At 63.8% G+C, this 17599-nt stretch carries 18 protein-coding genes; 6 read left to right on the top strand and 12 right to left on the bottom strand.

Annotation, left to right across the window (positions count from 1 at the left end):
* Positions 1 to 51: 51 nt before the first annotated feature.
* The 3 genes from P9230_RS17150 to P9230_RS17140 form a co-directional block, all read right to left on the bottom strand.
* Entirely contained in the window at positions 52 to 1584 is a 1533-nt protein-coding gene (locus P9230_RS17150) for an undecaprenyl-phosphate glucose phosphotransferase (protein ID WP_278120097.1), read from the bottom strand.
* 138 nt (positions 1585 to 1722) lie between these two features.
* Positions 1723 to 2853, bottom strand: a complete 1131-nt coding sequence (locus tag P9230_RS17145; RefSeq protein ID WP_127324678.1) for a glycosyltransferase family 4 protein — start codon at positions 2851 to 2853, stop codon at positions 1723 to 1725.
* A gap of 8 nt (positions 2854 to 2861) precedes the next feature.
* On the bottom strand, positions 2862 to 3425 hold the full coding sequence (locus P9230_RS17140) for a polysaccharide biosynthesis/export family protein (protein WP_278120094.1): 564 nt from the start codon (positions 3423 to 3425) through the stop codon (positions 2862 to 2864).
* A gap of 262 nt (positions 3426 to 3687) precedes the next feature.
* Here P9230_RS17140 and P9230_RS17135 point away from each other — a divergent pair, with 262 nt between their 5' ends.
* Positions 3688 to 5892 carry an exopolysaccharide transport family protein gene (locus tag P9230_RS17135; protein ID WP_278120092.1) on the top strand — a complete coding sequence of 735 codons (2205 nt, stop codon included), beginning with the start codon at positions 3688 to 3690 and terminating at the stop codon, positions 5890 to 5892.
* Positions 5893 to 5946: 54 nt separating this feature from the next.
* Here P9230_RS17135 and P9230_RS17130 read toward each other — a convergent pair whose 3' ends face one another.
* Positions 5947 to 7176: a GNAT family N-acetyltransferase gene (locus P9230_RS17130; protein ID WP_278120090.1), complete on the bottom strand. Its 1230-nt coding sequence runs from the start codon at positions 7174 to 7176 to the stop codon at positions 5947 to 5949.
* Between the two features lie 81 nt (positions 7177 to 7257).
* Here P9230_RS17130 and P9230_RS17125 point away from each other — a divergent pair, with 81 nt between their 5' ends.
* Entirely contained in the window at positions 7258 to 8316 is a 1059-nt protein-coding gene (locus P9230_RS17125; RefSeq protein WP_278120088.1) for a polysaccharide deacetylase family protein, read from the top strand.
* A 12-nt stretch (positions 8317 to 8328) separates the two neighbouring features.
* On the opposite strand, the gene P9230_RS17120 is transcribed toward P9230_RS17125, so the two are convergent.
* Together P9230_RS17120 and P9230_RS17115 are read right to left on the bottom strand one after the other, a co-directional pair.
* Positions 8329 to 8733 carry a hypothetical protein gene (locus tag P9230_RS17120; protein WP_278120086.1) on the bottom strand — a complete coding sequence of 135 codons (405 nt, stop codon included), beginning with the start codon at positions 8731 to 8733 and terminating at the stop codon, positions 8329 to 8331.
* 92 nt (positions 8734 to 8825) lie between these two features.
* Complete coding sequence (locus tag P9230_RS17115) at positions 8826 to 9041, bottom strand: DUF2842 domain-containing protein (protein ID WP_067330098.1); 216 nt, start codon at positions 9039 to 9041, stop codon at positions 8826 to 8828.
* A 152-nt stretch (positions 9042 to 9193) separates the two neighbouring features.
* Here P9230_RS17115 and P9230_RS17110 point away from each other — a divergent pair, with 152 nt between their 5' ends.
* Positions 9194 to 10285 carry a COX15/CtaA family protein gene (locus P9230_RS17110; RefSeq protein WP_278054660.1) on the top strand — a complete coding sequence of 364 codons (1092 nt, stop codon included), beginning with the start codon at positions 9194 to 9196 and terminating at the stop codon, positions 10283 to 10285.
* Between the two features lie 22 nt (positions 10286 to 10307).
* Here the strand turns inward: P9230_RS17110 and argC are convergent, their stop codons facing one another.
* A complete protein-coding gene (gene argC, locus P9230_RS17105) occupies positions 10308 to 11240 on the bottom strand; it encodes an N-acetyl-gamma-glutamyl-phosphate reductase (protein ID WP_278120084.1) in 933 nt (310 codons plus the stop codon).
* Between the two features lie 29 nt (positions 11241 to 11269).
* Positions 11270 to 12271 carry an agmatinase gene (gene speB, locus P9230_RS17100; RefSeq protein ID WP_127215769.1) on the bottom strand — a complete coding sequence of 334 codons (1002 nt, stop codon included), beginning with the start codon at positions 12269 to 12271 and terminating at the stop codon, positions 11270 to 11272.
* A gap of 139 nt (positions 12272 to 12410) precedes the next feature.
* Here speB and P9230_RS17095 point away from each other — a divergent pair, with 139 nt between their 5' ends.
* Positions 12411 to 12581, top strand: a complete 171-nt coding sequence (locus tag P9230_RS17095) for a hypothetical protein (RefSeq protein WP_164757334.1) — start codon at positions 12411 to 12413, stop codon at positions 12579 to 12581.
* Between the two features lie 83 nt (positions 12582 to 12664).
* Positions 12665 to 13723: a glycerophosphodiester phosphodiesterase family protein gene (locus tag P9230_RS17090; protein WP_278120080.1), complete on the top strand. Its 1059-nt coding sequence runs from the start codon at positions 12665 to 12667 to the stop codon at positions 13721 to 13723.
* A 199-nt stretch (positions 13724 to 13922) separates the two neighbouring features.
* On the opposite strand, the gene P9230_RS17085 is transcribed toward P9230_RS17090, so the two are convergent.
* Complete coding sequence (locus P9230_RS17085) at positions 13923 to 14795, bottom strand: aldo/keto reductase family oxidoreductase (protein WP_278120078.1); 873 nt, start codon at positions 14793 to 14795, stop codon at positions 13923 to 13925.
* Positions 14796 to 14890: 95 nt separating this feature from the next.
* On the opposite strand from P9230_RS17085, the gene P9230_RS17080 reads away from it, so the two are divergent.
* A complete protein-coding gene (locus P9230_RS17080; RefSeq protein WP_127215766.1) occupies positions 14891 to 15799 on the top strand; it encodes a LysR family transcriptional regulator in 909 nt (302 codons plus the stop codon).
* Between the two features lie 58 nt (positions 15800 to 15857).
* On the opposite strand, the gene rpsI is transcribed toward P9230_RS17080, so the two are convergent.
* The 3 genes from rpsI to P9230_RS17065 form a co-directional block, all read right to left on the bottom strand.
* The gene (gene rpsI / locus P9230_RS17075; RefSeq protein ID WP_066989448.1) at positions 15858 to 16334 is read right to left on the bottom strand and encodes a 30S ribosomal protein S9; all 477 of its coding nucleotides are present in this window, start codon (positions 16332 to 16334) and stop codon (positions 15858 to 15860) included.
* Entirely contained in the window at positions 16334 to 16798 is a 465-nt protein-coding gene (gene rplM / locus P9230_RS17070) for a 50S ribosomal protein L13 (RefSeq protein WP_066989450.1), read from the bottom strand. Before rplM ends, rpsI begins: the two co-directional genes overlap by 1 nt.
* A 225-nt stretch (positions 16799 to 17023) precedes the next feature.
* Positions 17024 to 17485: a PaaI family thioesterase gene (locus P9230_RS17065; RefSeq protein ID WP_095778659.1), complete on the bottom strand. Its 462-nt coding sequence runs from the start codon at positions 17483 to 17485 to the stop codon at positions 17024 to 17026.
* Between the last annotated feature and the right edge of the window lie 114 nt (positions 17486 to 17599).

Raw genomic sequence — 17599 nt, 5'->3', positions numbered from 1 at the left:
GGGGCGGCAACTTGCTGACCGCGTCCGCCGGCAACTCCTGCGCGAGCGCGCTCAATAGGCGTTTTCCGTGTTGAGCAGGCGGACGGGCGTCAGGAACAGGATGCGCAGGTCGAACAGCATCGACCAGTTCTCGATGTAGTAGAGATCGTATTCGGTGCGCATGCGGATCTTTTCATTGGTGTCCATCTCGCCGCGCCAGCCGTTGATCTGCGCCCATCCGGTGACGCCGGGCTTGACCTTGTGGCGGGCGAAATAGCCGTCGACCACCTCGTTATAGAGCAGGTTGTGCGACTGGGCGGCGATCGCATGCGGGCGCGGCCCGACCAGCGACAGCGAGCCGAACAGCGAGTTGAAGAACTGCGGCAGCTCGTCGATCGAGGTCTTGCGGATGAAGCGGCCGACGCGGGTGACGCGCGGGTCGTTCTTGGTCACCGTCTGCTTGGCGGTCGGGTCCGACCTGTCGATATACATCGACCGGAACTTGTAGACCTCGATGACCTCGTTGTTGAAGCCGTGGCGCTTCTGCTTGAACAGCACCGGCCCCTTGCTGTCGAGCTTGATGGCGATCGCGGTGGCGAGCATCACTGGCGAGAAGACGATGATGCCGACAAGCGAGAAGATGATGTCGAAGCTGCGCTTGGCGACAGAGTCCCAGTCGTTGATCGGCTTGTCGAAGATGTCGAGCATCGGCACCGAGCCGATGTAGGAATAGGCGCGCGGGCGGAACTGCAGCGCGTTGGAATGCGCCGAGAGCCGGATGTCGACCGGCAGAACCCAGAGCTTCTTCAAAAGCTGCAGCACGCGCGATTCCGCCGTCAGCGGCAGCGAGACGATCAGCATGTCGATGCGGGCGATGCGGGCGAACTCGATCAGCTCGGAAATGGTGCCGAGCTTCGGATAGCCCGCGACGATCGGCGGCGAGCGCTTGTCGCCGCGATCGTCGAAGATGCCGCAGATGCGAATATCGTTATAGGGCTGCTTCTCGACCGAGCGGATCAGCATTTCGGCCGACTTGCCGCCGCCGACGATGAGCGCGCGGCGCTCCATGCGCCCATCGCGCGCCCAGCGCCTGATCAGCCTGGACATCACCAGTCTGAGCCCGAAGATCAGCAAGAAGCCGACCACGAACCAACTGCCGAACAGAAGACGCGAATAGTCCTCCGAAGCCTTCATGGCGAAGGCCGTGAGAGCCATCAGCGCGAAGGTGCCAGCCCAGACGAGGAGCACGCGGCCGAAATTGGCGAGGGGGCGCATCAGCGCCGCGATCTGGTAGCTGTCGCTGACGTCAAGCAGCACCACCGCCAGGAACGAAGCTGCCGCGATCGTCAGCGGATATTGCCAGGCGAGATAGTTGAAGAACCCGACATAGTAGAAATAGAGGCACATGCCTGACAGGAAGAGCACGGCGAATTCGACCATGCGCAGCACGCCGCTGACCATGATCGGCGACATCGTATCGCGCCGGTACTGCGAGGCGACCTGTCGCGCCACGTCATTGATGCCGGGCACTTGAGCTTCGGCCGGGCCGTCGAATTTGCGCACCGCCTCCATCGAAAAGCGGTGCGCGGGGTCGATCTCGTTCATGGGGATTGTCCGCGAGCTTCGCGCGAGTGAGTAGCAAAAGAGAGCTAAGAAAGCCTTGAAACAACAGGTGGCTTTGAATGCGTATTGTTGCTTGCGACGACTGGCGGTTTTTTCACGCCTATTGCAAATTAGTAAATTCTAAAGCTTTAGCGCCGCGAAGTAAGCCTTCTCGATCTCGGCCGCCATCACGTCGGCCCCGAATCGCGCCTTCAACTCGGGGTTTTGCGGCATCAGCTTGCGGTAGGCGCCGCGATCGTCGAGAGCCGTTCTGAGCCTGTCGGCAAGTTGGCGGGCATCGGGTCGGATCAGGGCAGGGGAGTCTTCGCCGAAGATCTCGGGAATGCCGCCCACGGCGGTGGCAATCATCGGCATGCCGGCTGCCAGCGCCTCGAGCACGATATAGGGCATTGCTTCCGCGCGGGACGGGACGACGATCAGCTCGGCCAGGGCGAAGGCTTCTCTGGCCGGCATCGGCGGCAGGAAGCGGACGTGGCCCTTCAGTCCGAGTCGCTCCACCTGAGCGTGGTAGCGTGGCAGGTCGTCGCCGGCACCGACCATCACCGCGCTTAGCCGGCGTCCGAGCTCCCTGCCGGCGCGCGCCAGCGCATCGATGAAGATGTCCGGGCCTTTGAGATCGCGCATCATGCCGATGTATATGAGATCGGCCGCATCAGCCGCCGGCGCCACCGGTTCGAACTCGACGGCCCGCAGGCCGTTATAGACCAGCCTGTTGGGGATGGGCGGCTCGCCGACCTTCCGTCGATAAGTTGTCCGCTCGTAGTCGGAAACGAACAGAAGGCAGTCGCTGAAGCGGGCCATGAAACGCTCCAGCGCGAAGAACAGCTTTCCGGTCGCCGTCGTTTCGTCATAGTGCAGCGAGCCGCCATGCGGCGAATAAAGGCGGGCCACGCGAGACCTTGAAACCCGCAACAGTGAGCCGAACAGACGGGCATAGGCGCCACCCTTGGCGCCATGCCCGTGCAGCACGTCCGGCCGCAATTCCTTGATGATTTGATAGGTGCGCCAGGCCGCGGCGATGTCGCCCGGTCCGATATGGCGCTGCATGGGCGTGCGATGGATGCCGAGCGCCAGGCGCTCCTTCATCGCTCCGAACAGCCGCTCCTCATAGTCCCCGCCCGTGGTCGAATCGCAGACGATGCCCACGGAATGGCCGGCGGCGGCCTGCGCCTCGGTCAGGTCGCGCACATGCCGGAAGATTCCCCCGACAGGTGAGCGGAAGCAGTGGACGATCCGAAGGTGAGCCGCCACGTTGATTTTCAGAACAGGCGTTCGCGGACGTAGACGGTGTCGCCGGGCAGGAGCGGATCGGATGTCTGCACCCTGCCGGTCATCACCTTGCCGTTGATATCGCGGGTGATGTCGACGCTTTCCTGGTTGGCGCGCGGCGTGAAGCCGCCGGCGATCGCGATCGCCTTCTGCACCGTCAATCCGGGCACATAGGAATATTGCCCTGCGGCGCCGACTTCCCCCATCACGAAGATCGGCCGGTAGCGGTCGATCTCGACCGAGACGTCGGGATCGCGCAGATATCCCTGGCGCAATTTATCGGCGATTTCCTTTTCGAGCTGCTGGGCGGTGTGGCCGCGCGCCGGCACGGCGCCGACGAGCGGGAAGGAGATGTAGCCGGATTGGTCGACGCTGTACGTGTTGGTCAGCCCGTCCTGCTCGAACACCGTGACGCGGATGCGGTCGCCGGCGCCGAGTCTGTATGGCTGGTCGAGCACTTCATGAAAGGCGGCGGGCGCCGGCCGGTAGCTGGAACAGCCGGTAAGCAGCGACAAGGCGAGGATGGCGCGAAAGAGATGAGCAGTGCTTTTCATGATCGGACACGAACCTTCGTCGCTCTCGCCACCGGTGAGGCGGCCAACCCCAGGAGTGCGCCCATTATCATCCTGTTAGGGTTAATGGTCGGTAAAGGATGGGCCTTAGACTCATCGGCTGCTGGCAAAAAACCCAATTGTTCTATTGCTTTCGCAGGACGTTCTTTGAGTGGGTTCTAATAAGTACGCATCCTGATCTTAACGGCTGAGTTACCATAGTTGTTTACGGTCCATCCTCGACTCAAAGTTCGGAGCAGGATGCATGTCCGTTCAGTCCGCGGCCGCAGATGTCGATGTCGACCTGAGACAGCTCTTCGCCAGCCTGGCGAGGAATTGGCTGCGCATTGTTCTCGTCACGCTTGTCGTGACCGGGCTGGCGTTTGCCTTCGCCTGGCTGGCGACGCCGCAATATAAGGCAGTGGCCAAGCTGGAGATCGGGTCGCGCGAATCGGTCTTCACTCGGCCGGCCGGCACAACCAGCGACGACAAGCCGGCGACCGATGAGGAGGCTGTAGCCACCGAAGTCCAGATCATGTCCTCGCCCGATATCCTCAAGAAGGTTGCCTCGGACCTCAACCTGGAAAAGTTGCCGGAATTCGACGAAGCGTTGAAGATGTCGGCGCTCAGTCGCGCGCTTGTGCTTGTCGGCCTGAAGAGCGACCCCTTCGACATCCCGCCGGAAGAGCGCGTGCTCAAGGCAATGCACGATAAGCTCAACGTCTACGGCGTTGAAAAATCCCGCGTAATTGCCGTTGAGTTCTCCTCGAACAATCCAAAGCTCGCCGCCCAGGTCGCGGACGCCATTGCGCAGGCCTACCTTGCCTCAAAAGGCAGTGCGAAGATGGAATCGAACACCGCCGCCACAGGCTTCCTCGGCCCGGAAATCACCGATCTGCAGAATCGGGTGAAGGATGCCGAAGCCAAGGTTGCCGCCTATCGCGCGCAATCCGACCTGTTGATGGGCGGCAACAATTCGGTGCTCGCGACGCAGCAGCTCTCGGAACTGTCGAGCGAGCTTTCCCGGGTGCGCGCCAATCGCGCCGCCGCAGAGGCGACCGCTGACAGCGTGCGCAAGGCGCTGCAGAATGGCGGCACGCTGGACAGCGTGCCGGAAGTTCTGTCTTCCGAGCTGATCCAGCGCCTGCTCGAGCGGCAGGTAGAGCTCAGGACCAATATTGCCGATCTGTCGACGACGCTGCTCGACAACCATCCTCGCATCCGGGCGCTGAAGTCGCAGCTTGCCGATCTCAATGGCCAGATCCGCAACGAGGCGCAGAAGATCCTCAAGGGATTGGCGACTCAGGCACAGACCGCCAAAGCTCGTGAGGACCAGCTGGTCCAGGAGGTCAACACGCTGAAAGCCGCTTCGGCCCGTGCCGGCGAGCAGCAGGTGGAGCTCGATGCGCTGCAGCGCGACGCCAATGCCCAGCGCCAGCAGCTCGAATCCTATATGGCAAGCTACCGCGAGGCGGCTTCGCGCGCGGACCGCAACTATCTGCCGGTCGACGCCCGTCTGCTTTCGAAAGCACAGGTGCCGACCGAACCGTATTTCCCGAAGATCGGCCCGATCACTGGTGCCGCCGCCGCCGCGTCGCTGCTGCTGATGGCGATCAGCACGCTTCTGAGGGAATTGTTCTCCGGCCGTGCCATGCGTCCGGCCGCCGGAGCCCGATTCGAGCCGATCGAACAGGTGGCGATGCCGGTGGCGCGCACCGAACCGGCGCTCGCCGATGCCGAAGATGAAGCTAGCGACGATTCGGTCGCTGACGAGCGGATCGGGCAGGGCACCGTCATGGAGGCAGCGCCTGCCGAGCCGGTAGATCCACCAGACCCGGCACAGCCCGAAGCGCGCCGGTCATGGCAGCCGAGACTTGGCGAGATCGATGTCGAGAAGGCGGCGGAAAAGCTGATTGCCTCGGGTGCCGCGCGCGCCATCTTTGTCTCCCCGGAAGGTGACGAGGCCGCCGCCACCGCCGTGCTGGTGGCGCGCGAAGTGTCGGATGCGGGCCTCCGGGTGCTCCTGCTCGATCTCACCGCCTCGGGCGCCGCCTCGCGCCCGATGCTGGACAGCGGACTGCTTCCCGGCATCACCAATCTGCTGGCCTCCGAGGCGCAGTTCAGCGACGTCATCCATCCCGATCTCTATTCGGACGCGCATGTGATTCCGGTCGGTACCGCCGATCCTATCCGCGCCATGCGCGCCGCCGACCGGCTGCCGATCATCATGCAGTCGCTGACCACGGCTTACGACCTCGTCGTCGTCGAATGCGGCCCTGCCGACGCACAAGGCATCGGCCGCCTGGTTGGCGATGGCACGGAAGTCTTCCTGTCGATGCTCGAAGCCGATGACGAGGTCACGCAGGCGGCGGTCAAGCTGATCGAGAACGGCTATCCGGATGTCACGCTGGTCACGCCGGTTGGCCATGAACCGGGAGATCCGTTGCCCGGACGCCGGTCGGCGGCCTGAACAGATATCGCCCGCGAAGCCCTCGGATTTGAGTCTCGGGCTGACGGACGACGGTCAGGCGTCGTCCTCGGCAACAATAGGGGTGGCCTGTCCGGCAGCCTTCCGGCGCAAGCTCTTGGTCAGTTTCCACACCGTCGGACTGTTCTTGATGAGGGCCTTCGCCCGCGCGCCTTGCCGCAACCCTGTGGCTAGCACGCGACCTTTCAGCGTCAGCGGCATCAGCACCTCGAAATGCTGGACCTCGATGTCGCACCAGAGCCGCTTGTAGGGCTCGTCGCCGACCGAGAAATCATAGAGGTCGAAGCCTTGCTCGCAGGCTTCCTGGATGTTGTCGAAGAACAGGAAGTCGCCGGGGCTGGTGAAGGCGAGATCATCCTCGGCGATCGCGCCGAACTCGCAGATCAGGCGCTGGCCTGAGCGGCTGGAGCCGGTAACGGCGCGAAGTTTTCCCGCTACCTCCAGCCCGTGCAGCAGGAAGGATGGCTCCTGCTCGGCAAGCGCATCGGCAAACAGCGCCCGGAAGAAGGCGCGCACGCCTTCATCGCCGAACACGTTGGCGATGCCCATCTTGGCGAAGCGCGCCTGCTTCATGTCGAAGAAAGCGTCGAGCAACCTGTCGACCTCCTTGCGGCTTCGCCCCTCGATACGGCGGAAGCTGCCGACGGCCTCGAACTTGCGCGTCTGCGAGCGGTGCTTCTTGCGCTTCCGCTTGCCGCTCGCGCGGCTGAGCAGCGCCTCGAAGCCGCCATTGAGGTCGACGGCCAGCGCAAGGTTAGGGCTCGCAAAATTGGGCAACGCGGCGAGCGGGTTGGCGGTGCCGTCGAGATCGGGCAGCAGCCGCTCCAGTGTAACGAGGTCGATGTCGGGCCGTGCCGTGGCGATTGACGAGAGCAGGGAGCGGATCGCAGGACCGTTTACAGCAGGCAAAAGCCGCGGGTCGGTTGCGGGGAAATTGCCGTTGGCATGACGTCCGCCGGTGAAACGAGCGACGCGGAACGGGCCGTTTCGGACCACTTCCAGCGCCAGCGAAAGAGCCGGTCGACCCTCGATGCTTAGCGTGGCGACCGCCATATCGGCTTTGGTCTTGGCCGCCCAGTTGCTCACCCAGGACGCGCTCTGCGCCGGAGCAAACAGCGCCGAAGCGCAGAATTCTGCATAGCCCGCAAGACCGGTGCCATCGGTAACCGCCGCCGTCAGTCTGCCTCGGCTCGAGGCAGGCGCACGCGCCGGCGCTTCGTTGGCAGCGACGCGATTGCCGTCAAATGACGCGGCGGCGTCAACCATCCCTCAATCCTTAAGACGTATTGGTTGCAACCTGGGGTTCGCGTAGGTCCTTGGATGAGCCTAGAGGCAAAAGGTGAAGGAATGATCGACGGGGCCGAGGCAATCCGGAAGCTGGCGTTGAACGTTGCCCGCTACACCGGTCTCGCTCCGCTGGCGAGGCCGTTTGTCGGCGGCATCGGTGCCATCTTGATGTTGCATCGCGTGACCGCGATGCCCGAGAAGCCGAACAGCGTCAATCGTCATCTGAACATCGCCCCTGCCTTCCTCGACAAGCTGATCGCCGACATGAAGGGAAGGGGCTATGTCTTTGTTACCCTTGATGAAGCGGTCGAACGCATCGGGGCGGGCGGCAAACACAGCCAGTTCGCCACCATCACCGCCGACGATGCCTATCGCGACAACATGACGGAGGCGCTGCCGGTATTGGAGAAGCACGGTGCGCCGATCACTATCTATGTCGCGCCCGGCCTGATCGAGGGTGCGGTCGACCTGTGGTGGGACGTCATCGAGGATATCGTCGACACCGGCTGGCACCTGACGCTGAAGACGAAGAGAGGATCGACGGTCGTCGATTGCTCGACACCCGGCCGAAAGATCCAGACGATTGCAAGGCTGAACGCATGGTTGACCCAAGAGGTCCCCGAGGAAAAGCAGGGCGCCGCGCTGCGTGAACTGGCGCGCTCCAACGGCATCGAGCTCGGCACCGGCCGCCCCGGCACCCTGATGAGCTGGGATGAGATTCGCAGGGTGGCCGCCCATCCGCTGGTGACGATCGGCGCGCACACCGTCAACCACCGCAACCTCAAGCGGTTGTCCGAGGCGGAAGCGCGTCACGAGATCGGCGACGTCCGCCGTATCCTCATGGAACGGCTGGGCGCAGAGCCGCGCCACTTCGCTTACCCCTACGGTTATGCCAGCGCGGTTGGCTGCCGCGAGGTCGGCTTCGCTCGTGATGCCGGCTATGTCTCGGCGGTGACGACCCGGCATGGCGTCCTGAGAGCCGAGCATGCCGGCTTCCTGCATGCGCTGCCGCGCATCTCCGTCAACGGCCGCTACCAGAGCGTCGCCCATATCCGCACGATGCTGTCGGGTGTGACCACGCCGCTTGCCAATGCCGGCAAGATGGTCGTGACCATTTAGCCCGAAGGGGCGTCAGCATCTGTGGAAATAGCGGTAGGTGTCCGGCGCGCTCATCCATTTGAGCTGTGACGCAAGCCCGCCATGCGCGTTGATCCAGCCTCGGATGTCGGCAGCATAGGCATTCCACAAGACGGCGGTCATGTCGGTGCGGTGCGCCAGATGGAAGCCGAAGCTTGCCGCAGGCATCACGCAGATGCGGCTGCGGGGAATGTAGCCGAGCAGCACCGTGCAGGCCGACTGGCATTTGCCGACGATGCGGACATTGACGCCGCGCGCGGCGAGCCCCTTCCAGCGCTGGCTGTACACGGCGACGCTGCCGCCATGATCGTCCGACACGTTGATGGTTTCGGCGGCTGCCATCGAGGCCGCCATGCAGGCGATGATCAGGATCAATCCCGCGAACGAGGCTTTTGGCATGACGCAAGCCCTCCCTGCCATGCGGTCAAGCCAGGCAAGCTAGTCCCATGCGCAATCACGTATGAGTCACGTTAGCGTTGGCGCGGCCGCGCTCAGCCCTTCTGAGGCGGCTCCAGGATCAGCCATTTGATGATGCCCATCGCCGGCAGCACCCAGAGCAAGCCGCTGAGCAGGAAGAACAGGAAATGCGCCAAGGAGCCGTATTCGGCGAGCCTTGTGACCGCGATGGCCGAGGCGATCAGCGCGTAGATGACGACCAGCGCCACCAGCAGGATGGTTCCGATCAGTTTTTTCAGGCGAATGGGCATGTCGCGGTCCCGTTGACCCGCCTCGCTTAGGCCGATTGGGGAGCGTGCGCAACCGCCGCGGGCCGGCGCGACGGCGTGCCGCGCTGTCCGGTCTTGCCAGCCGGGCGGCCATGGTCCACCAATCCCGCGATTTCAACTGCCGGGAAACTCCCATGGCCGCCATAACCACCACGGCCCCATACGCCGCCCGCGACCGCGATCTGCACAACCGCGCGCTGGTGCGCGGCTGGCTCTATTTCGTGCTGGTCGTGCTGGCCGCGCTGGTGCTGGTCGGCGGCGCCACAAGGCTCACCGGTTCCGGCCTGTCGATCACCGAATGGCAGCCGATCCACGGCGTGATCCCGCCGCTCAACGATGCCGAATGGCAGGAAGAGTTCCAGCGCTACCAGCAGATCCCCCAATATACAGAGCTCAACAAGGGCATGAGCTTAGAAGCTTTCAAGTCGCTCTTCTGGTGGGAATGGGTGCACCGCATCCTCGCCCGCAGCGCCGGCGCGGTCTTCGCATTGCCGCTGCTGTTCTTCTGGGCGACGCGCCGCATCGAACGCGGCCTCGGGCCGAAGCTTCTAGGTATACTTCTGCTCGGCGGCCTGCAGGGGGCCATCGGCTGGTGGATGGTGGCCTCGGGTCTAGTCGACCGTGTCTCGGTCAGCCAGTACCGGCTGGCGACGCATCTGACGCTCGCGGCGCTAATCTTCACCGCCACCATGGTTGTCGCGCGAGGATTGGCGCCGCACTCCGAGCGCGCCGCCGACCGCTCGGCCCAGCGGCTTGCCGGCGCGATCGTGCTCTTGGCACTGATCCAGATCTATCTCGGCGGCCTGGTTGCCGGCCTCCACGCCGGCCTCTCCTACAACACCTGGCCGCTGATGGACGGCAAGGTGATCCCGGCCGATCTCCTGCTCTTGAAACCTGCCTGGCTGAATTTCTTCGAGAACCCGAAGACGGTGCAGTTCGTGCACCGGCTCGGCGCTTACACGCTCTTTGCGGTGGCGCTCTGGCACATGATCGCCACCAGGCGGCGTCAGCCCGGCACCACGCATGCCCGCCGCGCCACGCTGCTGTTCCTGCTGGTGCTGGCGCAGGCCTCGATCGGAATCGGCACGCTTTTGATGCAGGTGCCGCTGCATATGGCGCTCACCCATCAAGGCGTCGCGCTGATCGTGCTCGGCTTCGCCGCCGCGCACTGGCGCGGCACCAAGGGTGCCTATCCGCTGCCGACCGAGATCGCCGTCAGAGGCTGAGGCGCGCCTTGCGCATCGTCGCTCAGCGCTTGATGCCGAGCATCAGGTCCAGATTCTGCACGGCAGCGCCGGAAGCACCCTTGCCGAGATTGTCGTAGACGGCCAAGAGCAGCGCCTGCGCCCGCTCGTCATTGGCGAACACATAGACCTTCATCCGGTTGGTGCCGTTATAGGCCTCCGGATCGATCTCCGGCATGCGCTCCATATGCGTATAGGGCGCAACCTCGACCACGCCGCCGCCGACCGACGCATAGTGATCGGCGATCGCCGCATGAAGCTCGGCGCCGCTCGGCACACGGTCGAGGCCGCCCAACTGCAGCGGCACCACCGTGATCATGCCTTGCGCGAAATTGCCGACGGCGGGCTGCATGATCGGATCGTGCGACAGCTTCGCGTAGGTCCTGAGCTCCGGCACATGCTTGTGCTGCAACGTGAGCCCATAGGGTAGGAATTCAGGCGCGTCCTCGCCCTTGCCGACATAGTCCTCGATCATCGGCCGGCCGCCGCCGGAATAGCCGGAGATGCCGTTGACGGTGACGGGGAAATCGGCAGGCAGCAGGCCGGCCGAGACCAGCGGACGCAGCGTCGCGATAGGGCCCTGCGGCCAGCAGCCGGGATTGGCGATGCGTTTTGCGCTGGCGATCTTGTTGGCCTGATCCTTGTCCATCTCGGCAAAGCCGTATTCCCAGCCTTCGGCCACACGATGCGCGGTCGAAGCGTCGATGACTTTGGTCGTATCGTTCTCGATCAGCGATACGCTTTCCTTGGCCGCGGCATCCGGCAGGCAGAGGATCGCGACATCTGCGGCGTTGAGGAATTCGGCCCTGGCGGCGGCTTCCTTGCGGCGGTCGGCGGGAATGGAGATGATCTCCAGATCGCCGCGATCGGCCAGCAGCGCCCTGATCTGCAGGCCTGTCGTGCCATGTTCGCCGTCAATGAAGATTTTCGGTTTCATCGGTTGCCAAAATCCCTGCGATTCCAGAGCTATATGCCTTGAGCGTTATGTAGCACGGCATGAGTGCCGTTGTTCAGGTCGTCGAGCCGCGCCTTCCTTTCGGCCACCAGGCCGAGATAGTGCATTGCGATGATCGATCCGGCGATCGCTGTAATATCGGCATGATCATAGGCCGGCGCAACCTCGACGACGTCGGCGCCGACGATATCGATCTGGCCGAGTTGGCGCAGCGTCGAAAGCATCTTGGCCGAGGACGGGCCGCCGGCCACGGGCGTGCCGGTGCCCGGCGCGAACGCCGGGTCAAGGCAATCGATGTCGAAGGTAAGATAGGTCTTCCTGCCGCCTGTGCGCTCCACGATCGCGTAGGCGATGTCGGAGGCGCGCATCTCCTCGACCTCATGGCCGTAAAGGATCTTGATGCCGAACGTGTCCGGCGCATGGGTGCGGATGCCGATCTGGATCGAGCGATCTGGATCGATGATGCCTTCTTTGACCGCGCGGGCGACGAAGGAGCCGTGATCGATGCGCCTGCCGTCGTCCGGCCAGGTGTCCTGATGCGCGTCGAACTGCACCAGCGCCAGCGGCCCGTGGATCGCTGCATGCGCCTTCAGCAGCGGCCAGGTGACGAAATGATCGCCGCCGAGCGTCAAAAGGAATGCGCCTGAGCTCAGGATCTTGGCCGCCTCGCGCTCGATCGTACCAGGCGTCTTCTGGTGGTTGCCGCTGTCGAGCAGGCAATCGCCGTAATCGACCACGGCGAGCTGTTCGAACAGGTCGCGCGAGAACGGATATTGCGGATCGTTGTCGAGGATCGCCGAGGCGCGGCGGATCGCCTGCGGCCCGAAGCGCGCGCCGGGACGATTGGTGACCGCCGCATCGAAGGGAATGCCCCACACGACGGCGTCCGCGCCCTTCGCATCCTTGGTATATTTGCGCCGCATGAACGACAGCGCGCCGGCATAGGTCGGCTCCAACGACGCGCCCGTTTTGGAACGGGCGGTGAAGGCGTGGTCGATCTCTTGGTTCGCCATTACGGGTCCTCGGTTGTCATCGGGGAGCCACAACTACAGAACCGGCACGCAACTTGCCAGTCACAGCTTGCCGATATCGAGCGGCGCTCGAGGAGTGCCCCAACACAGGATTTGTCTCGCCACGACGCAGGTCGGCGACATGAGCCTGCGCGGCGATCAGGTGACCGGCTTCGGTGTTGGCTCGCCATGGATTGGTTTGCCGGCGATCATAGCAATGTTGATCGCCGTCATCGTCACGTCCTGGCTCACGTGGCGTGTCGTCGAGATGCCGGCGCTGGCCTGGTTTCGCCGCCTCGCCAAGCGGCTTTGAGCAAACAGCTAGCCGGCTTCGTTCACCTCCCTGTCATGGGCATCGCCTAACCGGGTCCCGACCCGGAACGGAGCGATTCCCCGATGCGAACACTCTGGCTGAGCCTTCTTCTGTCCGCCGCGCTTGCGACTGCCTCGAGTCAAACCTTAGCCGGTGAGACGCGCGCCGCCCAAATCCTCGACCGCTTCGAACACGCCAACCAGTGGCGCGATCATGTGATGATCGCGGCGCATCGGGCCGGCAGCATGCAGGCCGGCAAGACGCTTTATGCCGAGAATTCGCTTGCCGCGGTCGAGGGCTCGATCGCGATCGGCGCCGAGATCGTCGAGGTCGATGTGAGGCGCTCGAAGGACGGCGCGTTCGTCATCATGCATGACAGCTGGCTCGACCGCACTACGAACTGCAAGGGCGAGGTGGTGGAATATACGCTGGCGGAACTGAAGAAGTGCCGGCTGGTGATCGAGGGCACCGGCGCCGTCACCAGCGAGCCGGTGTTGACGCTGCGCGAGATGCTGCTGACGACCAGGGACAGGATCCTGATCAATCTCGACAACAAGCTCGAGGTGACGGACCTGCCAGGCATGATCGCGGTCGCCCGCGATCTCGGCATGGCCGATCAGGTGATCGTCAAGGAGAACCTGTGGAACCAGGCGCGCATTGAAGCCGCGAAGGCCGCGCTCGCCCAGGCGGGCGGCGGCTTCCAGTTCATGCCGATCCTTGCCGATGACGCCGTGCACGATGCTGCCTTTGCCGGCGAGGTCGACAAGGCGTTCGCGCCACGCGCTATCGAGCTGATCAACTGGCGCAACGGCGCCGAGACGTTGACCGCAAACGGTGGCCCGCTGTTCAGCACGCGCATGCGGGCTACAGCCGTCCGCGGTGACTGGCACCTCTGGGCCGATACTTATGCCATCGTCAACAAGCCGGGCGGCTTCCTTGCCGGCGGCCGTGGCGACGAGCTGGCGGTCGCTGCCAGCCTGCCGCGCGAGGCTTGGGGTTTTTGGGTCGATCGCGGCGCCACCATCATCCAGACCGACGAGCCAAAAGCGGCGATCGAATGGCTGGCTGCCAATCGCTATCGCGTACCGTACACGACGGACATCAAGCAAGCCGAGTCGGCGCATACGGCCAGTATTAATTAAGCTGACGTCGGCGCTTCACCCGCCCGGCGCTTCGCGCCGACCTCCCCATCGAGGGAGGTAGAGCGTCGTGCCAGCCTGCCGTCGCTGCATGCCTGCGACATTCATGAAATGCTAAACCCGTTTGAGCGCAAAGCGCGGCGCCTTACCTCCCCTTGATGGGGAGGTCGCGCCGCAGGCGCGGGCGGGGCGCTGCGCCGACCTACGCCGCTTTCGCCACCCCATTCAACTCGCGCAGCACATCCGCCGACAGCTCCAACTCCGCTGCCGCAAGGTTCTCGCGCAGATGCCCGACCGACGACGTGCCCGGGATCAAAAGGACGTTGGGGGAACGCTGCAACAACCATGCCAGCGCAACCTGCATCGGCGTCGCGCCGAGCCGCTCGGCCACGCCGGACAGCGTCGACGATTGCAACGGGCTGAAGCCGCCAAGCGGAAAGAACGGCACATAGGCGATGCCGTGGCGCGCCAGTTCATCCATCAGCGCGTCGTCCTCGCGATGCGCCAGATTGTACTGGTTCTGCACGCAGCCGATGTCGCAAATCTTGCGGCCTTCCTGGATTTGCGCTCGGGTGACGTTGCTCAAGCCGATATTGCGCACCAGGCCCTTGCGCTGAAGCTCGGCGAGCTTGGTGACCTGCGCCTCGATGGAGCCCTCGGCTGGACCATGCATCCCGAACATGATGCGCAGATTGACGACGTCCATCACCTCGAGGCCAAGATTGCGAAGATTGTCGTGTACGGCCTGTTCGAGCTCATCGGCTGTGAAGGCCGGCAGCCAGGAGGCGTCTTCGCCACGACGGGCGCCGATCTTTGTGACGATGGTGAGGTCGTCGGGGTAGGGCAATAGCGCCTCGCGGATCAGCTTGTTGGTGACGTGCGGACCATAGTAATCGCTGGTGTCGATATGGTTCACGCCTTGCGCTATCGCTTCGCGCAGCACGGCGATGGCCGCGGCATGGTCTTTCGGTGGACCGAAGACTCCTTTGCCTGCGAGCTGCATGGCGCCGTAGCCGAGGCGGCGGACCGACCGCTCGCCGAGTTTATAGGTGCCGGATTTGTTTACGCTGGACATCGTGCTTCTCCTTCGTTGCCGGGGAGGGAGATAAGGCATAGCCGCTGTCCCGATAACCAGCTATATTCGGCACAGCTTGTACGAAATTTGGGACAATGGCGGCCGAACTCAACGATCTCCAGGCATTCATGGCCGTGGCGCGCGCCGGCGGCTTTCGCGAAGCAGCTCGCGCCACGGCCGGCAGCGCGTCAGCGCTCAGCGAAGCCATCCGCCGTCTGGAAACCCAACTCGGTGTTAGGCTCTTCAACCGCACCACGCGCAGCGTTGCTTTGACCGAGGCCGGTGCCAGCCTGCTGGCGCGGCTAGGGCCCGCATTGGGCGAGGTAGAAGCTGCGCTCGATGTGGTGAACGGCTTTCGCGACCGGCCCGCCGGAACCTTGCGTCTCAACGTGCCGATAAGCGCCTCGCGGCTGGTGCTGCCCAAAATCGTTCCGCGATTTCTCGCGGCCTATCCCGCCATTCGCCTGGAGGTGATCGCCGAGGAGAACTTTGTCGATGTGCTGGTGGCCGGCTGCGACGCCGGAATCCGCTATGACGAGCGGCTGGAGCAGGACATGATCGCGGTGCCGATCGGACCGCGCGCGCAGCGCTTCACGACCTCCGCCGCGCCGTCCTACCTTGACCGGCACGGTCGGCCGCAGCACCCGCGCGACCTGCTTGGCCATGCCTGCGTGCGCGGCCGCTTTCCGAGCGGGGTCATGACGCCATGGGAGTTCGAGCGGGACGGCGAGGTGGTGCGGGTCGATCCCACGGGGCCATTGGTCGTCAGCATCGGTGGAGGCGTCGATCTCGCTGTCGATGCGGCGATCGCCGGCGTCGGCATCCTTTGGCTCTTCGAGGACTGGGTGCGCCCGTATTTCGACAGTGGCGTCCTGGAACCTGTGCTCCAGCCCTGGTGGCAAAGCTTCTCGGGGCCGTTTCTTTATTACCCTGGCCGGCGCTTGGTGCCGGCACCGCTGCGCGCGTTCATCGACTACATAAAAACGCCGGCCGGGCACTGGTGACGGAAACAAAAAAGCCGCCCGGAGGCGGCCTTTTCGAAATGCTTGGACTTCGCAGCGCTTAGCGCTTCGAGAACTGGAAGCTGCGGCGGGCCTTGGCCTTGCCGTACTTCTTACGCTCGACCACGCGGCTGTCGCGGGTGAGGAAGCCGCCCTTCTTGAGCACCGAACGCAGGCCCGGCTCGTAATAGGTCAGCGCCTTGGAGATGCCGTGACGCACGGCGCCCGCCTGGCCGGAGAGACCGCCGCCGATGACGGTGGCGACGATGTCGTACTGGCCGGCGCGGTTGGCGGCGACGATCGGCTGGTTGAGGATCATCTGCAGCACGGGCCGCGCGAAATAGGTCGCGAATTCCTTGTCGTTGACGATGATCTTGCCGGAGCCCGGCTTCACCCAGACGCGCGCGATGGCGTTCTTGCGCTTGCCGGTGGCATAGGCGCGGCCCGACTTGTCGAGCTTCTGGACGTGGACAGGCGCGGCCGGCTGCGCGGCGGTCGTGACAGTCCCGAGTTCTGCGAGCGAGGAAAGCTCAGCCATTACGAGGCCCTCTTGTTCTTGGAGTTCAGCTTGGCCACGTCGAGCGTGACGGGCTGCTGGGCCGCGTGCGGATGCTCAGTGCCTGCATAGACGCGGAGATTCTTCATCTGGCGGCGGCCAAGCGGGCCGCGCGGGATCATGCGTTCGACAGCCTTCTCGACGACGCGCTCGGGGAAGCGGCCCTCGAGCAGCTGGCGCGCGGTGCGCTCCTTGATGCCGCCGGGATGGCCGGTGTGCCAGTAATAGACCTTGTCGGTGTACTTCTTGCCGGTGAACACCACCTTGTCGGCATTGATGACGATGACATTGTCGCCATCATCGACATGCGGGGTGAAAGTGGGCTTGTGCTTGCCGCGCAGATGGTTGGCGATGACAGTGGCAAGGCGGCCGACGACGAGACCCTCGGCGTCGATCAGCACCCACTTCTTCACCACATCCGCAGGCTTCTGCGAAAAGGTAGCCATGGTTTTGCTCTCAGGTTGACCGTCCTGTCCGCGAACGGCAGGAACAGGCGTTTTTTGTTGCTTGAATTGACGGAGAGGCCAAGCCGTCCGGCAATAACAAAACGGCGGCCCTTGCGGCCGCTGTTTCGTGACGGCTTATAGGCGAGGGTGCCGGATGCGTCAAGCCAAGCGGAAACTCTACTGGCGCTGAAAATAAAGTAAAAACAATCAATTGGCGAAACGGTATTATTTTACCTCATCCATTCGCTTCGGCGGGATCGAATAGGTCCCGGTGGCGTGGGCCACCGTGTGCCGGTCGGCCCCGGCGACGATGTCGATGTCGAACACCATCAGGCTCTTTCCGAGCTTCAGGATACGGCAATGGCCGTCGATCGGCCCGGCCTCGGCCTTGCGCATGAAGTTGATGTTGAGATTGGTCGTCACCGAAAGCGCATCCGGCCCGGCATGGCTAAGCACGCACACATAGCCGCCAATGTCGGCAAGCGTGAACAACGCCGGACCCGAGACGGTGCCGCCGGGACGCAGATGGCGCTGGTCGGCATTGAGCCGCACCGTGCAGCCGCCCGGAAACACTTCCAGCGCCTCATAGAAGGAGAACTGGTCGTTGAGCTGCGGATAGACGTTTGCCATCAGCGCGTTGACTTCGGCCGCGGTCAGCACCGGCTTGAGATTGCTTTGAGCGGGCATGCGCGATTCCTATATACGGGAAGTTCCAGGCGGCGCGCCTGGACCAAACGGTGCCACGGAGAAAACACGTCTCGCGGCTGTTCTTCAATCGGCAGCATGTTAGTTCTGTTGCTC

The sequence above is a fragment of the Mesorhizobium sp. WSM4887 genome, assembly GCF_029625865.1.
Classification (GTDB): Bacteria; Pseudomonadota; Alphaproteobacteria; order Rhizobiales; family Rhizobiaceae; genus Mesorhizobium.
The sequence above is the reverse complement of the archived record's forward strand: the minus strand, read 5'-3'. Positions and strand labels throughout refer to the sequence as shown.

Excerpts from the sequence above, each read along its gene's own strand:
- P9230_RS17150 (WP_278120097.1), bottom strand. The coding sequence starts at position 1,584 with ATGAACGAGATCGACCCCGCGCACCGCTTTTCGATGGAGGCGGTGCGC.
- P9230_RS17140 (WP_278120094.1), bottom strand. The coding sequence starts at position 3,425 with ATGAAAAGCACTGCTCATCTCTTTCGCGCCATCCTCGCCTTGTCGCTG.
- P9230_RS17135 (WP_278120092.1), top strand. The coding sequence starts at position 3,688 with ATGTCCGTTCAGTCCGCGGCCGCAGATGTCGATGTCGACCTGAGACAG.
- P9230_RS17130 (WP_278120090.1), bottom strand. The coding sequence starts at position 7,176 with ATGGTTGACGCCGCCGCGTCATTTGACGGCAATCGCGTCGCTGCCAAC.
- P9230_RS17125 (WP_278120088.1), top strand. The coding sequence starts at position 7,258 with ATGATCGACGGGGCCGAGGCAATCCGGAAGCTGGCGTTGAACGTTGCC.
- P9230_RS17120 (WP_278120086.1), bottom strand. The coding sequence starts at position 8,733 with ATGCCAAAAGCCTCGTTCGCGGGATTGATCCTGATCATCGCCTGCATG.
- P9230_RS17115 (WP_067330098.1), bottom strand. The coding sequence starts at position 9,041 with ATGCCCATTCGCCTGAAAAAACTGATCGGAACCATCCTGCTGGTGGCG.
- P9230_RS17110 (WP_278054660.1), top strand. The coding sequence starts at position 9,194 with ATGGCCGCCATAACCACCACGGCCCCATACGCCGCCCGCGACCGCGAT.
- argC (WP_278120084.1), bottom strand. The coding sequence starts at position 11,240 with ATGAAACCGAAAATCTTCATTGACGGCGAACATGGCACGACAGGCCTG.
- speB (WP_127215769.1), bottom strand. The coding sequence starts at position 12,271 with ATGGCGAACCAAGAGATCGACCACGCCTTCACCGCCCGTTCCAAAACG.
- P9230_RS17095 (WP_164757334.1), top strand. The coding sequence starts at position 12,411 with ATGAGCCTGCGCGGCGATCAGGTGACCGGCTTCGGTGTTGGCTCGCCA.
- P9230_RS17090 (WP_278120080.1), top strand. The coding sequence starts at position 12,665 with ATGCGAACACTCTGGCTGAGCCTTCTTCTGTCCGCCGCGCTTGCGACT.
- P9230_RS17085 (WP_278120078.1), bottom strand. The coding sequence starts at position 14,795 with ATGTCCAGCGTAAACAAATCCGGCACCTATAAACTCGGCGAGCGGTCG.
- P9230_RS17080 (WP_127215766.1), top strand. The coding sequence starts at position 14,891 with ATGGCGGCCGAACTCAACGATCTCCAGGCATTCATGGCCGTGGCGCGC.
- rpsI (WP_066989448.1), bottom strand. The coding sequence starts at position 16,334 with ATGGCTGAGCTTTCCTCGCTCGCAGAACTCGGGACTGTCACGACCGCC.
- rplM (WP_066989450.1), bottom strand. The coding sequence starts at position 16,798 with ATGGCTACCTTTTCGCAGAAGCCTGCGGATGTGGTGAAGAAGTGGGTG.
- P9230_RS17065 (WP_095778659.1), bottom strand. The coding sequence starts at position 17,485 with ATGCCCGCTCAAAGCAATCTCAAGCCGGTGCTGACCGCGGCCGAAGTC.